Source organism: Blastopirellula retiformator (assembly GCF_007859755.1).
Classification (GTDB): Bacteria; Planctomycetota; Planctomycetia; order Pirellulales; family Pirellulaceae; genus Blastopirellula; species Blastopirellula retiformator.
The window spans coordinates 286,831-304,590 of sequence record NZ_SJPF01000001.1 but is presented as its reverse complement, the minus strand read 5'-3'; the positions used below and the strand labels follow the sequence as shown (position 1 = coordinate 304,590).

The following is a 17,760-nucleotide window of genomic DNA, read 5'->3' as shown; positions in this document are numbered from 1 at the left end:
CGGGCTCCCCCGTAAAGAAAGAAAACCACTTTATCTAACATCGACACCTGGACCGCTGGTAGGTTATCTTTTTCACGAGGAATCTTCAACTTACGAAGACTCTGCCGATTTCCATACAGGCCTCGGCAATCTCACAGATGGGCGAAAAAGACGCCGCTACCAGAATATTTGGCCCTACCGATGAACGTAGAAAAGCGTACCACGAACCTTGAAGAAGTCATCACCCACCTGGAAGAAACGGTCCGCCTACTCAACCAGGTTGTGACCGAGCAAAGTAGACAATTGGAGGCGTTAACCAAGTTCTGCCAGCGCTTCTCTACCGAACTACGCGACGTTCGCGAGCAAATGGCGGAGAAACGCAATCCGGACGAAGAGCGGCCGCCCCACTATTAATCGAGCGTCGGCTTGCTGCTGCTAGAAGGTCTCGACCAGGGCCCCGCCGTCGCTCGCCAACACGATGTAGAACGTCGAGCCCTTCCCTTTGCCGGGCGAATCGAGCCAGATGCGGCCGCCTTGCAGCTCGACGATCCGCTGGACTAGCGCCAGGCCGACGCCGGTTCCTTCCGACCGCGGGTCGAGCTTTTCAAACAGCCCAAACACCCGCTGATGAAACTTCGGCTCGATGCCGATTCCATTGTCCTGCACATAGATTGTCGGCGGACGATTCTTGCCGGTGATCGCGCCAACTTCAATCCGCGGGCTCGCGGGGCTCCGATATTTGACCGCGTTCTCCAACAGGTTCTGGAAGACCTGCTGCCAGCGAACCCGATCGCCGCCGATGATCGGCAGCGGGTCTTTAACCACCACTTCGATGCCGGCGCTTTCAATGCGCGACTGCAGCAGCGTCAGCGACTCTTCGACTAGTTCGTGCAGCGGGATCGCTTCGTGCGGGTTACAAACTCGGCCCAGCCGCGATAGCTCTAGCAGGTTGTCCAGCAGCGCGTCCATCTTGCGAACCGCCGTCATGATCTCGCCGCAGTCGGCGTCGACGGCGTCCGCGTCGTCCCGCTGCAGGTCTTCTTGCAGCAAGCCGACAAAACCGCTGAGCGTGACCAGCGGACTGCGAAGCTCGTGCGAGATGGTGTAGGTGAAACGTTCGAGTTCGTCGTTCTTGAGCTCCAACTGACGGATCAGGCGCTCGCGTTCTTGTTCCGCCGCTTTCGCCTCAGAGACGTCGCTGAGCACGCCGATCATTCGCGATGGCGTTCCTTGCGGCGTACGAAAGATTGTGCCGGACGATCGAAACCAACGGTAAACGCCGTCCTGGGCCAACAGCCGCCACTCGTGCGAATACTTGCTATCGCCATGGGCCAGAAAGTCCTTCAGCCAGACGCCATGGTAGGCCAGATCGTCTGGATGCATCAGCCGATGGATCGCGTCGCGGGTCGATTCAAAAGCGTCGTTTTCATAACCCAAGATTTCGTACAAGCGATCGGATAACGACAGCTTGTCGGCGACGATGTCCCAATCCCACACCACGTCGCTCGATAGGTTGACCAGCATCTGCATTTGGCGTTCGTTTTCCTCTAGCTCCGACTCGGTCGATTGTCGCTCCAGCTCTTTCCCCGCACCGGAAGCGAACAGCTGCAGCAGAGACGCAACCATCTCTTCTTCACACATCGGCTTGTCGTCGAGCAGCGCGATTAGACCGATGACGTTTCCGTGCGAGTCGGTCAGCGGGGCCCCAGCGTAGCTCTCGAAGTCCAGCTCCTGCAGCAGCGCCACATTCGGAAACCGCGTTTGTACGTGTTGCGGAAAAATCGCCAGGCGATTCTGGACGATCTGCGCGCATGGCGTTTCCTGCAGATCGTAAATCCGAAAGTCGTCCAGTTCCACTTCGTCCCGCTGCCAGCGAGCGGCGACCTGCACCTTGGTCGGCTCATGCTTCAGTACGCGACCGACCAGCGCCAACTTGCAATCAAATCCGGCCCCCAGCGAAGCGACCAGCGATTGCAAATAGGGAACTCCTGACTGATCGCCAAGCCGAGCGATCGTCGTGCGCAGAATCGAATCCGAACGGCGTAAACGCCGAAACTCTTCGGACTGGTCCATCAAACCCATTCACCCTCATGCTGCAAAACCAAGCTTGCTAAAGTCTATCTGCCGCATTGAGTTGCACGAAGCGGGGAAAGCCGAAAATTGGGGCGACTTGCTGGCATCCACACCCGTGAGCGCAAGCGCGGAGCGAACTCCCCAACATGACGGTCGACTGGCGATCTACCGCTAGTCTTCGTCGCTGAGAAACAGGTCCTTCAGGTCAGCAATCGCTTCGCCAAAGTAGCTACTGATAGCGCCAGACCAATCAGACCACAACTGATCGGTATCGATCAATTCGTTCATGATCTCGATCTCGATTTCGGTCTCGAACAGCTGATCGTCGACCTCGATCTCGAGCATCGTCTCTTTGTCGCCGTCGCCATCCCCGTCGGAATAAGAAACGCTTCCCTGCAGCAGGGTGAAGTCGAAACCAATCGGGAAGACGATCTCGGCCTGCAAGATCGCCTGCAGAGCCAAGATCATCGCCGGATCGGGCGCGAGCATGTTGCCGCCGACATCGATCGGCACGAACTTCAGCGGCGGATCCTCAGGCGGATCTTTTTCGCCGTCGCCAGGATCGGTTCCGCCTGGTCCGCCGGTTCCCCCACCGCCCGAGCCGTCGTCCGGCTCTGGAATCCAGGCTTCCGGATAGTTGCTGGGAAACTCGATGTCTTCGTTTCGCCAACTACGGCCAATGCTGCGAACCATAAAGTTGAGATCGACCAGCGATACCGAATAGTCCTTGTTGAAGTCGGCGTACCAATCGAGCTGGCCGTTGGGGGCGCTGGCATCTTTGCCCAGCGAGCGAATCATCAGCTGCAAGTCGACCAGCGAAACCGCCTGATCGTCGTCCAGGTCATAGATGACCGGCACCAGGCCAAAATCAGGCTTCACCGCGGGGCGAACGTCCAGCAGCTGTCCATCCAGCGTCGTGGCGTCGCTACGAACCATGTCCAGCTCAAGCGAATGCGGTCCGACGGTTCCGGTCGCCAAGTCCAACCGCACGTTGTCGCGCAGCTCGCTGGCGCCAAACTCGATGCGGGCAAACAGGACCAAGTCGTCGGCGGCTTCGTCGCCTGCGCCTGGGTCGCCAGCGCCGGCGGTTCCAGTATCCTGCGGCGGCGGCAAAGCGATGTGCGCCGCGATGTTGCGCAACTCGCCCAAGTCATCGTCAACGGCGTAGTTGCCATCGGCAAAGGCGGGACCAAACGTCACATGACGCGGGCTCGTAATCTCGGTCTCGTAGTTCAAGTCGACCGAGAGATCGTTGATTTGTTCGCCAGCTTCGACCCAAACTTCGACGTAGTACCGATCCCACTCGTGCGTGTGCAGCATGCTCTCGGGCAGTTGCTCTACGGCGCCAAGCGCCGCATCGTCAAACTGGGTCGGATCGGTGACGACCGAGAAGTGCAGCAGAACCGGCGGCGGGTCAGCAAGCGGAGGATCGCCGGCTGGCGGATCGACAACGTCTTCCCCTTCCAGCAGAAAGCCGCCAGATCGCGGGGGCAAAGCTGTATCAGCGTCGCGAGCCAAGAAAGTTGGGCCCCATTGGTCGGCGCCAATCTCCATTTCCGAAGAAAAATCGGCGGCGAGCATCGCCCGGGTTTCGAGCGACTCAATCGATGCCTCACGACGTACGTAGAGACGTCGCAGACGCAGAGTATTTCCGCGGTGAATTCGCCGCATGGCGATGACTGCTTGCCCGATGTGAGGAGGTTTGCCTGAGACGTCGGTGTTCCGTCCGATCGCCGAGGTGTGAGTCAACCTGGGGAGGTTTCAGGGAGGTCTGTGGCCCGCGCTTGCCCTCATCCTGTGACCTATGTACTCCGTTATAAGTACAACGTGGGGGGAATTAAACGGTCCGGCGCCATAATTCTTGAAATTCTTACAACCCGCCCTTTTCTACCGGTTAAGGGAGATGAGGATCAAAACTGGGACAAATAGCCCGTTTATGATCCATTTTCGTCCAGAAATCAACAAACCGCGTTTCTGCATAAACACCGCAACCGCCACGGTTTGCCAGGCGAAGAATGGTGCCCGCAATCAAGATTTTGCCCACCTGAAGGCGACAATGACACCCCTTCTGCCAGAATTGCCATGTGAGTAGCGGAGGATTAACGTTTTTCCTTCGCAACCGCCCTACGGCGAAAACAATCGACGGTGTGATCGTTAACGATTCCGGTCGCCTGCATCCAGGCATACACGATCACCGGCCCGCAGAACTTGAAGCCCTGCTGCTTGAGCGTTTTGGAGATCGACTCGGACAATGGCGTCTTCGCCGGGACGACGCCGCTGGTGTTGCGAGTTGGCTTTCCGCCGGCCAGGTTCCAGACGAACGTCGAGAAGTCGTCCCCCGCCTCTTGCATCGCCAAATAAACTCGCGCGCCCTGAATGGTCGCTTCGATCTTGGCCCGTGACCGGACGATCTCGGCGTTTTTCAGCAGGCGATTGACGTCTCGCTTGCCGAATCGAGCCACTTTTTCTGGATCGAAGTCGGCAAACGCTGCGCGAAATGCATCTCGTTTGCGCAAGATCGTCAGCCACGACAGCCCCGCCTGAAAGCCGTCGAGCGACAGTTTTTCCCACAGGGCGCGACTGTCGTACTCGGGCACGCCCCACTCTTGGTCGTGATACTCGGCCAGCAGTGGATGGCTGTCGGCCCATGAACATCGTTTTGGCACAGAATCGATCCTCTGTTGGCGTTGTTCCGCTTTGCGTCAGCGGATGCGCGTGACTTGGCAGTCCGTTGATCTTCTCGACGGACTGCGTGATCGCACGGATGCGATCGCACCTTTCGATGATCGTTCGGGCGAGCCGTTACGTCGACCAGAACAGAGCGAGAATCAACTTCGGGCGCTTCGCAGCAATTCTAGCGAAATTACCCTGCTCCTCCCGCTTGTACCCAACTCTTTCCTGGGGTTAAATTGGAGGGATTTTACTCCCAAACCGCCGCCCCTAGAGGGTGGAGCAAACTTTCCCACTTTGTCTTTTTCAACAGAACTGGGACGCCGTGCCGCGACGCGACGACATCAAAAAGATCTTGCTTATTGGTTCCGGTCCGATTGTTATCGGCCAGGCCTGCGAATTCGACTACTCCGGCACGCAAGCCTGTAAGGCGCTGCGGGAGGAAGGTTATGAGGTGGTGTTGGTGAACTCCAACCCGGCCACCATCATGACCGATCCGGACATGGCCGACCGCACCTATATTGAACCGCTGTCGTGGCCTGTTGTCGAAAAGATCATCGCCAAAGAGCGTCCCGACGCCCTGTTGCCGACGCTGGGCGGTCAGACCGCGCTGAACCTGGCGATGGATCTCGACAAGCATGGCGTGCTCGAAAAATATGGCGTCGAGATGATCGGCGCCAAAGCCTCGGTCATCGCTAAGGCCGAAGAGCGCGAGCAGTTTAAAGCGGCGATGGAAAAGATCGGGCTCGAAGTCTGCCGCGGCGGTACGGTCCATACGATTCAAGAAGCGCGCGCCGTTCTCGATCAGATCGGTCTGCCGGCGGTAATTCGCCCCGGCTTCACGATGGGAGGATCGGGCTCGGCGATCGCCTACAACCGCGAAGAGTTCGACTCGCTGGTTCGTAACGGCCTCGATCAATCGCCCGTCAGCGAAGTGCTGGTCGAAGAGTCGGTGATCGGTTGGAAAGAGTACGAGATGGAAGTGATGCGCGACGTTGCCGACAACGTCGTGATCATCTGTACGATCGAGAACTTCGATCCGGTCGGCGTCCACACCGGCGACTCAATCACCGTCGCCCCGGCCCAAACGCTCAGCGATAAAGAATACCAGCGGATGCGCGACGCCTCGCTGGCGGTCATCCGCGAGATCGGCGTCGAAACCGGGGGCTCGAACATCCAATTCGCGATCGATCCGAAATCGGACCGGATGATCGTCATCGAGATGAACCCCCGCGTCAGCCGCAGCTCGGCCCTGGCGTCGAAGGCGACCGGTTTCCCGATCGCCAAGATCGCCGCCAAGCTGGCGGTCGGCTACTATCTGCACGAACTGCCGAACGACATCACCCGCGAGACGCTCGCCTGCTTCGAGCCGACGATCGACTACGTCGTCACCAAGATTCCGCGGTTCGCCTTTGAGAAGTTCCCCGAAGCGGACGCCACGCTGACCACGCAAATGAAGAGCGTCGGCGAAACGATGGCGATCGGCCGAACCTTCAAAGAGTCGTTCCAGAAAGCTCTCCGCGGGCTCGAGGTCGGCCGCTTTGGCTTCGGCTGCGACGGCAAAGATCTGTGGGGAACCGAAGAGCAACCGTCCGACGACGAGATCCGGGCCAAGCTCAGCACCCCCAACGCCGATCGCCCTTGGTACCTGCGGTACGCGATCAAGTCGGGGATGACGCTGGAGAAAATCTTCCAGCTGACCTTCATCGATCCGTGGTTCATCGATCAGATGCAACAACTGGTCGAGCTGGAGGACGAACTGGCCGCGATTGGCTCGCTGGCCGCGATCGACGCCACCAAGATGAAGCAGGCCAAGCAGTACGGCTTCTCCGATCGCCAACTCGCCACGCTGCTGGGCAGCAGCGAACTCGAAGTTCGCAAGCAACGCAAACAGCTCGGCGTCGTCGCCACCTACAAATCGGTCGATACCTGCGCCGCCGAGTTTGAAGCCTACACGCCGTACTTCTATTCGACCTACGAAGACGAAGACGAAACGCCGACCAAGGATCCTGCGAAGAAGCGGGTTATGATCCTCGGCGGTGGTCCCAACCGGATCGGCCAGGGAATCGAGTTTGACTACTGCTGCTGCCATGCCAGTTTCGCCCTTCGCGAACTGGGGATCGAATCGATCATGGTCAACAGCAACCCCGAAACGGTCAGTACCGACTACGACACCAGCGACCTCCTCTTCTTCGAGCCGCTGACGACCGAAGACGTGCTGAACATCTGCGACAAGGTGCAGCCTGACGGCGTGATCGTGCAGTTTGGCGGACAAACGCCGCTGAATCTGGCCCGCGCTTTGGCGACCGCCGGCGTGCCGATCATCGGCACCAGCGTCGACACGATCGAAGCGGCCGAAGATCGCGAGAAGTTCCAGCAGCTGCTCAACCAACTGGGCCTCAAGCAGCCCGCCAACGCGATTGCCCGCAACATGACCCAGGCTCGCGCCGAGTCGGCCAAGGTCGGCTATCCGGCGCTGGTTCGTCCCAGCTTTGTGCTCGGCGGTCGGGCGATGGAAATTTGCTACGACGACAAACAGTTCGAGCGTTACGTCGCCGAGGCGTTCCTGGTCGCTCAAGGTCAGCCGGTGCTGATCGACCGCTTCCTGGAAGACGCGACCGAAGTCGACGTCGACTGCATCTGCGACGGCGAGAACGTCGTCGTCGCCGGCGTGATGGAGCATATCGAAGAGGCGGGCGTCCACTCGGGCGACTCGGCCTGTGCGATTCCTCCCTACAGCTTGCCTGGCCCGGTCGTCAAAGAGATTCGCGAAGCGACCATCGCGATGGCCCGCCAGCTGAAGGTGGTCGGCCTGATGAACGTGCAGTTCGCCGTCAAGCAAGAAGACGGCAAGATGAACGTCTACGTGCTCGAGGTGAATCCTCGCGCCAGCCGCACCGTACCGTTCGTCGCCAAAGCGACCGGGATGCCGGTCGCCAAGATCGCCGCCCAGGTGATGACCGGCATCAAGCTGTCGGAGTTGGGCGTCACCGAAGAGCCGATCCCGGCCCACGTTTCGATCAAAGAGTCGGTCTTCCCATTCCGCAAGTTCAGCGGCGTCGACATTGTGCTTGGCCCCGAAATGCGTTCGACCGGCGAAGTGATGGGGATCAGCGAACGGTTCTCGATCGCCTTCGCCAAGAGTCAACTCGCCGCCGGCGTGTTGCTGCCACAACCGGAAGAAGGCAAGATCTTCCTCAGCGTTTCGCCCCGTCACAAAGAGCACATCGTTGAGATCGCCCAGCGGCTCGATTCGCTCGGCTTCGATCTGGTCTGCACCGAGGGAACCGCCAAGCGGTTGCGGGAAGAAGGCCTGGAGGTCCAGCAGATCAAGAAGCTGGCCGAAGGCCACCCGAACCTGATCGACCTGCTGATCGACGGCGCGGTCTCGCTGGTGATGAACACCCCCAGCGGCAAAGGCGCCCGCACCGACGAAGGCCGCATCCGCGCCGCCGCGGTCCAACACGGCATCCCCTGCATCACCACGATCCAGGCCGCCGAAGCCGCCGCCAAAGCGATGGAAGCGCTCCGCAACGGAGAGATGAACGTCCTGTCGCTGCAGGATCGCTTCCGCAAAATGCGCGGCGAGTAGGCGATTACGATCAAAACCTTAAAAATACGGCCCTGCTAGTTTCGACTAGGAGGGCCCTTTTCGTTCTTGAACCGCAGATGGTCGCAGATTTACGCAGATTGAAAGATTTAGGTCAGGCGTTAAAAGGATCGCTAACCGCATTCATGGCCACGCAAGGCCGTGGCCATGGCACCCTTTCCCCATGTTTCAACCTCCGTTCAAACCTCTAGTACACCCCTGCCGATACTTCGCCCGGCGAACCTTCTTTTCCTTTCCGCTTCTTTTCGAAACGGTCCCGCTGGATCGCTCGTCTCGTAGATAGCCGAGCCGACTTTGACCAGTTGCTGGCATTTTTTTGCACGATTGGGGACAAGATAGGGATGGCCGCAGCGAACTACCTGCGAACCGATCGAGTTCGCTTACCGCGCAATCGATCGAGATGGGCGACGCCGTATCTGCTAAAGGGTTCCAGGCGTCGCTGTTTCACTCTGACGATCAGAGGGTAGACCGATGAGGGCAAGATCGCTCATTCATTCGCTGTTGCTGCAGGGGCTGATCGTACTACTGGTGATCGCTGGCGTCAGCTGGTATTGCTGGCAATCATCCGAGAAAGTGCCGGTCTCGCCGCAGACGACTTACTTGATCGAGCCCTTATTGCCCAACGGTCACGTTAATTACGCCCTTGCGGTGCTCGAGCGGCGCAAAGGAGACGCGACGCCGCAGAACAACGCCGCCATTCCGTTTCTACAGGCAACTTGGCCCTGCAACATGCCAGCCGAGCAATGGAGCACCATCTGCCGCGAGATGGAGTTTGACGTGCCGACGTCGCCTGGCTTGCAGATGCCGTACGAACCCGATCAGGCGCCGCCGTTTCGAGAATGGCTGGCCGAGCAAGACGAGGCGCGTCAGGCGGACGACGATTCCTTCCCGACGCGGATTCGCAACTTGCTGCTGGCGGCTGGCGACGCTCCCTGGACCGACGACCAGTTTCCCCCGCTCGCCGCCTGGGTCGAAGCGGAGACGCCCCATCTCGATCATGTGCAACAGATCGAGGGGAAGACGAGCTTCTATTACCCCATGATCCTGCTGGTCGACTATCCGCGAGAAGAGCTGACGTCGATCCGGACGCCCGCCAATCAGGCGCTGCGCACGCTGTCCGAAGCGCTCTCGATTCGGGCGATGTACCGCTTAGGAAAGCACGAGCCGAAAGCGGCGTGGCGCGACGTTCGTTTGATCTACGCGCTCAGCCTCTTGCGTCCGCAGCTGCCGTCGTTGATCGAACTGAACGCCTGCTATTCAATCCGCGAACGGGCGATCGCCGTGACCCATACGCTGATCGCCAGCGGTCAGTGCGACGGCCCACTGCTGGCCGAGATCGAACGGCACGTCACCGCAACGGCCCCATTTGATCTGGTCCCGACCGCCGTCAAAGAGTACGAACGCCTGGTGACGCTCGATGCGTCGATCCGCGGCGCCACCGAACTGGGCGGCAACGCGGTCGATTTTCCGACGCTTGACGCGGCGATGATGGCGACCCGACTGAACGAAAACTTTGACCGGATCACCGAGATCCTGGAAGATCCACAGCGCATGAAGCGCCGCCCGGCGCTCAAACAGCTCGAAGCCGAGTTCTCCGCCGCCACGGCGCCGCGGACGCTGGTTGGCAATCTAGTGGGGGCGGTCCAACTATCGGCCGCCGGCAAACGGGCGGCCGACAGCACCACCTTCGTCTTTCTACCGTCAGTCATGCAAGTTGGCATCGTCGAGTCGCGCACCAATACCAGCCTGCATCTGTTGCGAGTCGCCATCCAGCTCGAACAATACCGCGATCAAACCGGCGACTACCCGCCGCAGCTTTGCCCCGCGATCGAGTCGCAACTGGCCCGCGATCCGCAAACGCAAGACGCCCTTCAATACCGGCTGTATCCTCAGGGCTATCTCCTCTACAGCCTGTTTGAAAACCGCACCGACGAGCTAAAGCGACATCTGACGGGCGACGCCCCCGCCTTCGACCCGCCGTCAGAACGGCTGCCCAACCAAGACGTCTACCTGGCGACCCCAGGGCCCAGCTTCAAGTCGCAGCTCGAGAAAGAACTGCGAGCAATGGGGCCCCGCCTGGAAGAGCAAACCGCAGGTGTTCGCCGATGAGAAATGGAAGGTCAGGCCTCGGCCTGACGATGCCCTGCGCGACGATGTCGTCAATCGACACTGCCCTCCCACGTCAGGCCAAGGCCTACCGGAACGCCCATCCTCGATTCTTGCCTCTTCCCATCTGCGAAAATCTGCGCTCATCTGCGGTTCAAAACTCTGCCTACTTTTTAAACCGCAGATAAGCGCAGATAAGAATTGTGCGTAGCTGGCTTGGGGATGGTAGAATCTCAGGCGTTCCCGATTCTCTCTGCTCACGCTCCTCGCGAACCTGGTATGAAAAAGAAGACGCTCACCTATGCGATTATCGGCGGCATTGTATTGCTGTCTCTGGCGATTCTGATTTGGATCGTCGCCGGGCCTTCGGGGCCGATTGTCGTCTCGAAGCAGACGACCCATCTGACCGAGCCGCTCAGCAAGAATGGCCTGGTTGACTACCATCAGGCGATCCTGGAGATGCAGGGGAACGGCGTCACGCCCGAGCAGAACGCGGCGATTCCTTATCTGCAGGCAACCTGGCCAGCCGGAATCGCCCCCGAGGATCAGCCATTGGTCTGCGACGCCCTGCAGATGCCGATGCCGGAGGCGCCTGGGTTGCCTGCCTATACCGGCGAAGCCAACAAGAGCACGATTCTCGCCTGGCTCAACCAAAACTTCGCCGGCGAAGTTGCCGCTGGCGACCTTGATCCCCTGACGGACGCGGATGCCTTGGACGTCCTGATCGCCGCTTTGGCTCCCTGGACGCGTCAGCAACTTCCACCGCTGGCTGCTTGGCTCGACGAGCAGGCAGTACATCTCGATAAACTGCACGAGATGAATGATCGCCCTCGGTTCTTTCTCCCTTCGCCAACGCTGCTGCGAACGAAGAAAAGCTATCTGTTCGCCTGCGATTTGCCTACGGTCATGACACAGCGTGATACGCAGCGGGTGCTGCTGGCCCGGGCTAACTTGCGGATCGGCGAAAACCAACCAGAGCACGCATGGGAAGATATCAAGACCGTTTTCACTCTCAGCGATCGCCATTCGCGCCCGGGCATGTTGGTCGAACTGCTACACGGCATTGCCCTGCGAGGCGTCGCCAATAGCGCACTCCAAGCGCTACTGAATAGCGGCCAGTGCGACGCCCAGTTGCTAACGGAGATCGACAAGCATCTCGCCGCCCTGGGGCCGATGAACGAAATGGCGACGGCGATCGACACGACCGAGCGATTCATGGGGCTGGATGCGGCGATCGTCATCAGCACCGACCCGGTCGCCGCCCAGGAGTTCTTTGAAGGGGAAAACCCGATCGGGGCGCTGGCGAATGTCCCCTTTGATCGCAACATCATGCTTGTTCGTTTAAACGAGTGGTACGATCAAATGACCGAGGCGCTGGCGATCGAGGACCTGACCGAGCGCGAAGCGGCGATCGGCCAGGTGACCGTTGAGATCCAGGAGATCGGAGAAGAGTTCAAGTCGCCTGGCAATATTGCGGCCGCTCTCTTCAGTCAACGGGCGCGGGGAGAAGCGATCGCTCGGTTGATGGGCGCCCTTCTCTTGCCGGCGGTCATGCAAGTCGGCGCGGCCGAGGAGCGAGTCAACATCCAATTGCAACTGCTGCGGGTCGCGGTGAAGCTGGAAAAATGGAAGCTGGAACAGGGGGACTATCCCGATTCGCTCGACCAGCTTGGCGATCAGATCGACCCCCAATTGCTGATCGATCCTTATGCGCCCGGGCCGCTGCGATATGACCGCCGTGAGCCGGGCTACTTGCTCTACAGCTTGTTCAGCAATCGGATCGATGACGAGGGAAGCTCTCCGTGGGGAGACGTCATCGACGGCGAATGGGTCGACGAGGAAGGGGTGAGCATCTTTCCGGACGGCGACATGGTCTTGCGCTTCCCCCTGCTCAAACGACCGCCGCTGCTGACGGAGCTTGAAGAAGAAGTGCATCGCAACAAGGCTTGGCGCGACGATCCCGAGTTTCAGGAAATGCTGGAAGAGCAAGATCCGCCGCTTGAGGACGAATAGCCAAGTAGGTCAGGCCTCGGCCTGACGATGCCCCGCGAGACGATTTCGCATGGGTGCCGTTGCCACGTCTTCGTGGCGACGGCACCCGCAAGTCTATCAATACGCCCATTTGGCGTGGCGCAAATTTCGTGTCGAACATCATCAGGCCAAGGCCTGACCTACCAGAATCACCCTGAAAGTCTGTATGAAAAAGAAGCTTCTCATTGGCATTGGCGTGGTCACGCTGTTGACCTTGATGTCGCTGGCCTGGCTCATCTTCGCCCCGGCTGGTCCGATCGTGGTCGGTCGCGATTCGACTTACCTGACCGAGCCGATCGACGCCAATGGAATGGTCGATTACGAGCAGGCGATTGTTGACCTGCAAGGCGAAGGGGTCACCCCGGAAGAGAACGCCGCGATCCCGCTGCTGACGGCAATCTGGCCAGCCGGGCTGGAACCGGAACAGCAGCAGTTGGTCTGTGAGGCGATTGGCATGCCACTGCCGGAGAGCGCTGGGATGGGAGCGTTGTTTGACGAAGAAGTCCAACAGTTGGTTGCGAACGAGCTGAATACGATCGGCCAATCGCATCCCGATTACGTCGACTTGGATGCGGACGATACCAAAGTCACTACGATCCTGCTGAAGACGACGCAAGTACCTTGGTTGCGGGGGCAACTGCCTGCGTTGGCCAAGTGGATCGAAGCGCAGCAACCGCATCTCGCCGAGCTACGCGCGATCCAGGAGAGGCCGAAGTTCTTCCTGCCATCGCCCGACTTGCTCGACGACGAGCGCGAAGGATTGCTGGCGGCTGACAATCCTGTGCTCTCGAACCTGCGTGATCCGGCTGACGTCTTGAAAGTGCGGGCCATGTTGGCGATTGGGGAACGCCGTCCGGCCGATGCGTGGGAAGCGATCAAAACGCTGTTCGCCCTCTCACGCTGTCGCAACCAACCTGACAACACGAGAGTCACGCTCTACTCCTATTCGACTCGCGCCCAAGCCTATGTCGCTTTGACGACGCTACTGGCCAGCGGCGATTGCAACGCGCAGCTGCTGGACGAAATGGAGTCGTTCTTGGCGAAGCTTAAGCCGCTCCACGAACTGCCGGCTTCAATCTGCGTGGTGGATCGGCTGACGACGCTCGACTCAGCCGTCCATATGCTGCATGACGTTGACGGCAAGGCGCCGACGATCGATGGCTATGGCCTAATCGAAGGGGCTCCTTTCGATCAAAACGTGATGTTGATTCGATTGAACGCCTGGTACGACCAACTCGCCGCAGCGCTTGAAGTCGAAGGGCCGTTTGCTTGCCGTGAGGCGGTTCGGCGATTTAATGATCAACTCGAAGCGGAGGTCGAAATTTCCAATTCGGCAGGTGAACTGGGCAGCGCGCTGTTCAGCCGCCAGGTTCGTGGAGAACTCGTGGCGAAGTTACTCGGCGGTCTGATGATTCCCGCCGCTGGGCAAGCGGTTTGGATTGAGCAAGAGAAAAACGCCCAGCTGCAATTGCTTCGCGTTGCGGTTGCGATTCAGCGTTACCAGGTCGAGCACGGCAACTACCCCGCCGACTTGGCGGCGCTGGCCGACAAGATCAACCCCGCGTTGCTGATCGATCCCCACACTGGAAAGCCGATGCAATATCAGCGGCGGCCACCCGGCTTTTTACTTTACGCTATTGGTCCCGATGGGACGGATGACGGTGGGAACTCGAGCGAAGGCAAGATCGTCCATGGCGACTGGGCGCTCGACAATCCCAACGAATCCTCCATCCAAGGAGACCTGGTGATTCGTTTGCCACTGCCAGAACAATCAATCACCGACTTCTTCCCCTGGAACCTGCCGCCGGAAGAGGAGTTTGATTGGGAAGACCAAGATTCGGACGTCGCCAACGAATAACCCCCAATCGTTGGCCCCCCGTCGCCGCGCTGTTAGAATCGCGCTCATCTTCTCGCTTCGTCCTCTCCTCCCTACCGCGTGCGCTATGAAAAAGTCGACTCTCTACTTTTGGATTTTTGGCGGCGTGTCGCTGCTGGTTGTGTTGCTGTTGATCTGGATCGTCGCGGGTCCGTCGGGGCCGATCCTCGTCTCGAAGCAGACGACCTACCTGACGAGCCCGCTGCGGTCGGATGGGCTGGTCGACTATTCGCAGGCGATTATCGACATGCAGGGACAAGACGTCTCGCCCGAGGAAAACGCGGCGATCCCGTTTCTGGAAGCGACCTGGCCATGCGACATTCCGCCCGAGCAACAGGCGCTTGTTTGCGACGCCCTGCAGATGCCGTTGCCGCCGGTCGATGGGATGCTGTCGATGTACAACGACCAACTTAGCGCCCAGGTCGGCCGGCAACTGGGCCAACTGGCGCCGCAACCAGGTACCGCGCCTGCCGAGCCGCTCGACACGTCGGAAGTGTTCGAAATTATGGCTCAAGTGACGCAGGTTCCCTGGACGCGAGGTCAAGTCCCCGACCTGGCCGATTGGTTCGAGGCGCAGCAGCCTCACTTCGACAAGCTGCAGGAGATGAACGAGCGGCCGAAGTACTATCTCCCTTCTCCCACGCTGCTGGCCAATAAGAACGAGTTCCTGTTCGCCGCGCTACTGCCGACGGTGCAGCATCAGCGCGACGTCGCCCGGGCGTTGATGGCCCGGGCGATGTTGGCGATCGGCGAGCAGCGTCCCCAGGACGCCTGGCAAGATATCAAGACTTGTTTGCGGCTTAGCGGGTGTTGCTCGAAGCCGAGCTTTCTGATCGAGGCGCTGGTCTGCGACGCCATCCGCGGCATCGCCCTCAATGCGCTGGCGCAACTCTTGGCGAGCGGCCAGTGCGACGCGGCGCTGTTGGCCGAGATCGAAGCGTACCTGGCCGCGCTGCCGCCGTTTGACGAGATGGCGCCGTCGATCAACACGTTGGAACGGCTGGGCGGCCTCGACGCGGCCCTCGCCTTCTGCACGAAAAAAGCAGGCGCCAACGAGATGCTGGGAGGGAGCGGCGCGGCGGTTGGCGCCTTTTCGTACGCCCCGTTCGATCGCAATGCGATGTTGATGCGACTGAACGTTTGGTACGACCGAATCGCAGCGACGACCGAGATCGATGATCTCGAGCAGCGCGAAGCGGCGCTCGAACAGTTAGAGCTCGACCTTTCGGCCGAAGTGGAAGGCGCCACCAGCCCGGGCAACATCGCCGGCGCTATCTTCAATCAACGGGCCCGGGGCGAAATGGTCGCGCAAGTGCTGGCTGGACTGATCCTGCCGACCGTCACCCAGGCAGTCTACGCCGAAGAGCGACTGAATCTGCAGCTGCAACTAGCGCGGGTGGCCGTAGCGCTGGAGCGATACAAGCTCGAGAACGGCGACTATCCGGAAGCGCTCGCGGCGCTGGAAAAGCGCATCGATCTGGCGCTACTGAAAGATCCGTACGCTCCGGCGCAGCTGCGCTACGCGAAGCGTCCGCCTGGCTTCTTGCTCTACAGCGTCGGCCGCGATCGGATCGACGACGGCGGCGCATCGCAAGACGGGGAGATCGTCGGCGGCGAGTGGATCGCTGCAGCGACTCCGCTCAGGCCACAAAACTGGGATATGGTGATTCGATTTCCGCTGCCAAAAAAATCGATCGAAGATTTTCTTCCCTGGAACCTCGATCAAGTGGGTGACTCGCTACCGACCGACCCGGTCGAGGAGGAACCAGCGGAAGAATCGAAAGAGTCGGGCGAAACCGAGACGCCGCCGCTAGCAGAACCGGCCCCGGCCGAGACGACCGATCAATAAGCGAACATAACAACCCGTCAACAAAAAAAGGCCGCCGCCGTTTCCGAAGAAACGACAGCGGCCCGACGCGGAGTTCGGCGGTTACGGCGCCGAGCGCCAGTTAGTACTGCGAAGCGAGACAACGACCGTTACTTTCGGCCTTCAGCTGACGCAAGCGAGCGAAACTTCGAGCTGCGATTGGGGCGGATCGACGTGAACCGATTGCTCTTCCGATTCGTCTTTGAAGGCGCCCTCTTGCTGATTGGCGACTTCTTCCGGCTTCACTTCTTCGGTCGAAACCTGCTTTTCTTCCGCCGACTCTTCCTTGGTCGCTTCTTCGGTTTGCGGCTTCTCTTCGGCGGCCGCCATCTCCTCGGTCTTCGCCGCTTCTTCAGTCTTCGCAGTTTCGCTTTCGGTCGGCGTCGCTTCCGACTTGTCCGCTTCGTTTTCGGCCGTCTTTTCGGGGGCGCTCGGAGCCTCGTCCATCGATTCGCGATGAACTTCATGCTTTTCCAGGCTCGGCCTTTCATCGGCGGCGGTTTCTTCGTTGCCGGTCGATTCGTGTTAAGAGTTGTAGTCCCCTTGGTCGCTAACCTGCCCGACCGGTTGAGCACAACCCAGCGGCGCGAAAGCGAGCGGAAGCAACGCGAGAGAAAGTCGAGAAACGTTCATGGTTCGAACTCCTTGAAATCGATATGCGTAAGTCGGTTTGTTGTTTTGCAGCAGCACATCCGTGGTGAACTTCTTAAGCAATGTCCGTGCCGAAAACAAAATTCCTGGCCGCTTCTCGACTCCTATCGAACCTGGTTGATATCCAATCAGGCCCCACTGCAGCGGGCGAAAAAAATGCTGAAATCCGCAATCGCCCAATTCGGGGATTTGCGCGAACGGATTTGCGGTATATTGTTAGAAATCCTCTTCTCTTGTCTCGCACTCGCCGAAGGAAAGCCTTCTTTTGACTCGCCATCTGATCGAAATCCGCGAGATGCGACCCGCATCAACGCAGATCGCCCGCCTGGTTAAGAGCCTCAAGATCATTCACGGCAAGAAGCAATCGCGCTGGCCCCAGCTGTGGAATTGGTTCCGCGCAAGTGCGACCCCGGCGCCGAAACCGCCGCGGCGGTTCGGCGAGATCGATCTCGTCTTTGCGTCTCAAGCGCTACAGACGCAGGCCGCACAGATGAGCCGCTCCGAGTAAGCGACTTTCGCGCTCCAGGTCGCATCCGACAAGCGAACCGCCAGCAACCAGGCCAGCGAGACAGATCATCCGACTTCGCACAGGCGGCTCCTTTCGCATCGAGGTCAGGCACGCAGACTCTCCGCAGCATGCCAGCGACCAACAGCTATTCGCTCGGCGGAAGACAAGCTTGGCGAAAATCGGGCGTGGCTTTGCCGATGCGGTTGTCGGCCCAGCCAATGGTTAGCCCCGTAGGAAGCATCAGGCCGAGATAGGCGCCCAACCGGCGGACGGCGATCCTCGTTGGAGCCCGGACCTGCACGAGAAAAGAGTGCGTTGTAGCGCAGCCTACCCAACTCTGCGCTTGCCAGCGAAAGGTGGGTTACTTAAGCGAATCGAATCGACCGAGT

At 59.6% G+C, this 17,760-nt stretch carries 11 protein-coding genes; 7 read left to right on the top strand and 4 right to left on the bottom strand.

All coding sequences use genetic code 11. The features are described 5' to 3' along the window. Positions 1-180: 180 nt before the first annotated feature. Positions 181-393 (top strand): SlyX family protein, encoded by a 213-nt coding sequence (locus tag Enr8_RS01280; protein WP_146428809.1) that lies wholly within the window; start codon positions 181-183, stop codon positions 391-393. A gap of 21 nt (positions 394-414) precedes the next feature. On the opposite strand, the gene Enr8_RS01275 is transcribed toward Enr8_RS01280, so the two are convergent. The 3 genes from Enr8_RS01275 to Enr8_RS01265 all read right to left on the bottom strand — a co-directional run bounded on the left by Enr8_RS01275 (position 415) and on the right by Enr8_RS01265 (position 4,718). Then, positions 415-2,052 (bottom strand): sensor histidine kinase, encoded by a 1,638-nt coding sequence (locus tag Enr8_RS01275; RefSeq protein WP_186767369.1) that lies wholly within the window; start codon positions 2,050-2,052, stop codon positions 415-417. 171 nt (positions 2,053-2,223) lie between these two features. Next, positions 2,224-3,801, bottom strand: a complete 1,578-nt coding sequence (locus Enr8_RS01270) for a dockerin type I domain-containing protein (protein WP_146428807.1) — start codon at positions 3,799-3,801, stop codon at positions 2,224-2,226. Between the two features lie 350 nt (positions 3,802-4,151). Continuing rightward, a complete protein-coding gene (locus Enr8_RS01265; protein WP_146428806.1) occupies positions 4,152-4,718 on the bottom strand; it encodes a DNA-3-methyladenine glycosylase I in 567 nt (188 codons plus the stop codon). A gap of 329 nt (positions 4,719-5,047) precedes the next feature. Between Enr8_RS01265 and carB the strand changes: the two genes are divergently transcribed. From carB to Enr8_RS01240, 5 genes are all read left to right on the top strand, one after another. After that, complete coding sequence (gene carB / locus Enr8_RS01260; RefSeq protein WP_146428805.1) at positions 5,048-8,314, top strand: carbamoyl-phosphate synthase large subunit; 3,267 nt, start codon at positions 5,048-5,050, stop codon at positions 8,312-8,314. Between the two features lie 489 nt (positions 8,315-8,803). Next, complete coding sequence (locus Enr8_RS01255; RefSeq protein ID WP_146428804.1) at positions 8,804-10,441, top strand: hypothetical protein; 1,638 nt, start codon at positions 8,804-8,806, stop codon at positions 10,439-10,441. Positions 10,442-10,717: 276 nt separating this feature from the next. Next, positions 10,718-12,451 (top strand): hypothetical protein, encoded by a 1,734-nt coding sequence (locus Enr8_RS01250; RefSeq protein ID WP_146428803.1) that lies wholly within the window; start codon positions 10,718-10,720, stop codon positions 12,449-12,451. A gap of 184 nt (positions 12,452-12,635) precedes the next feature. Next, a complete protein-coding gene (locus tag Enr8_RS01245) occupies positions 12,636-14,327 on the top strand; it encodes a hypothetical protein (RefSeq protein ID WP_146428802.1) in 1,692 nt (563 codons plus the stop codon). An 85-nt stretch (positions 14,328-14,412) separates the two neighbouring features. Then, positions 14,413-16,194 carry a hypothetical protein gene (locus Enr8_RS01240; RefSeq protein ID WP_186767368.1) on the top strand — a complete coding sequence of 594 codons (1,782 nt, stop codon included), beginning with the start codon at positions 14,413-14,415 and terminating at the stop codon, positions 16,192-16,194. Between the two features lie 141 nt (positions 16,195-16,335). Here the strand turns inward: Enr8_RS01240 and Enr8_RS01235 are convergent, their stop codons facing one another. Next, positions 16,336-16,659 (bottom strand): hypothetical protein, encoded by a 324-nt coding sequence (locus Enr8_RS01235; RefSeq protein ID WP_146428801.1) that lies wholly within the window; start codon positions 16,657-16,659, stop codon positions 16,336-16,338. Between the two features lie 469 nt (positions 16,660-17,128). On the opposite strand from Enr8_RS01235, the gene Enr8_RS01230 reads away from it, so the two are divergent. Further along, complete coding sequence (locus tag Enr8_RS01230; RefSeq protein WP_146428800.1) at positions 17,129-17,371, top strand: hypothetical protein; 243 nt, start codon at positions 17,129-17,131, stop codon at positions 17,369-17,371. Positions 17,372-17,760 lie beyond the last annotated feature (389 nt).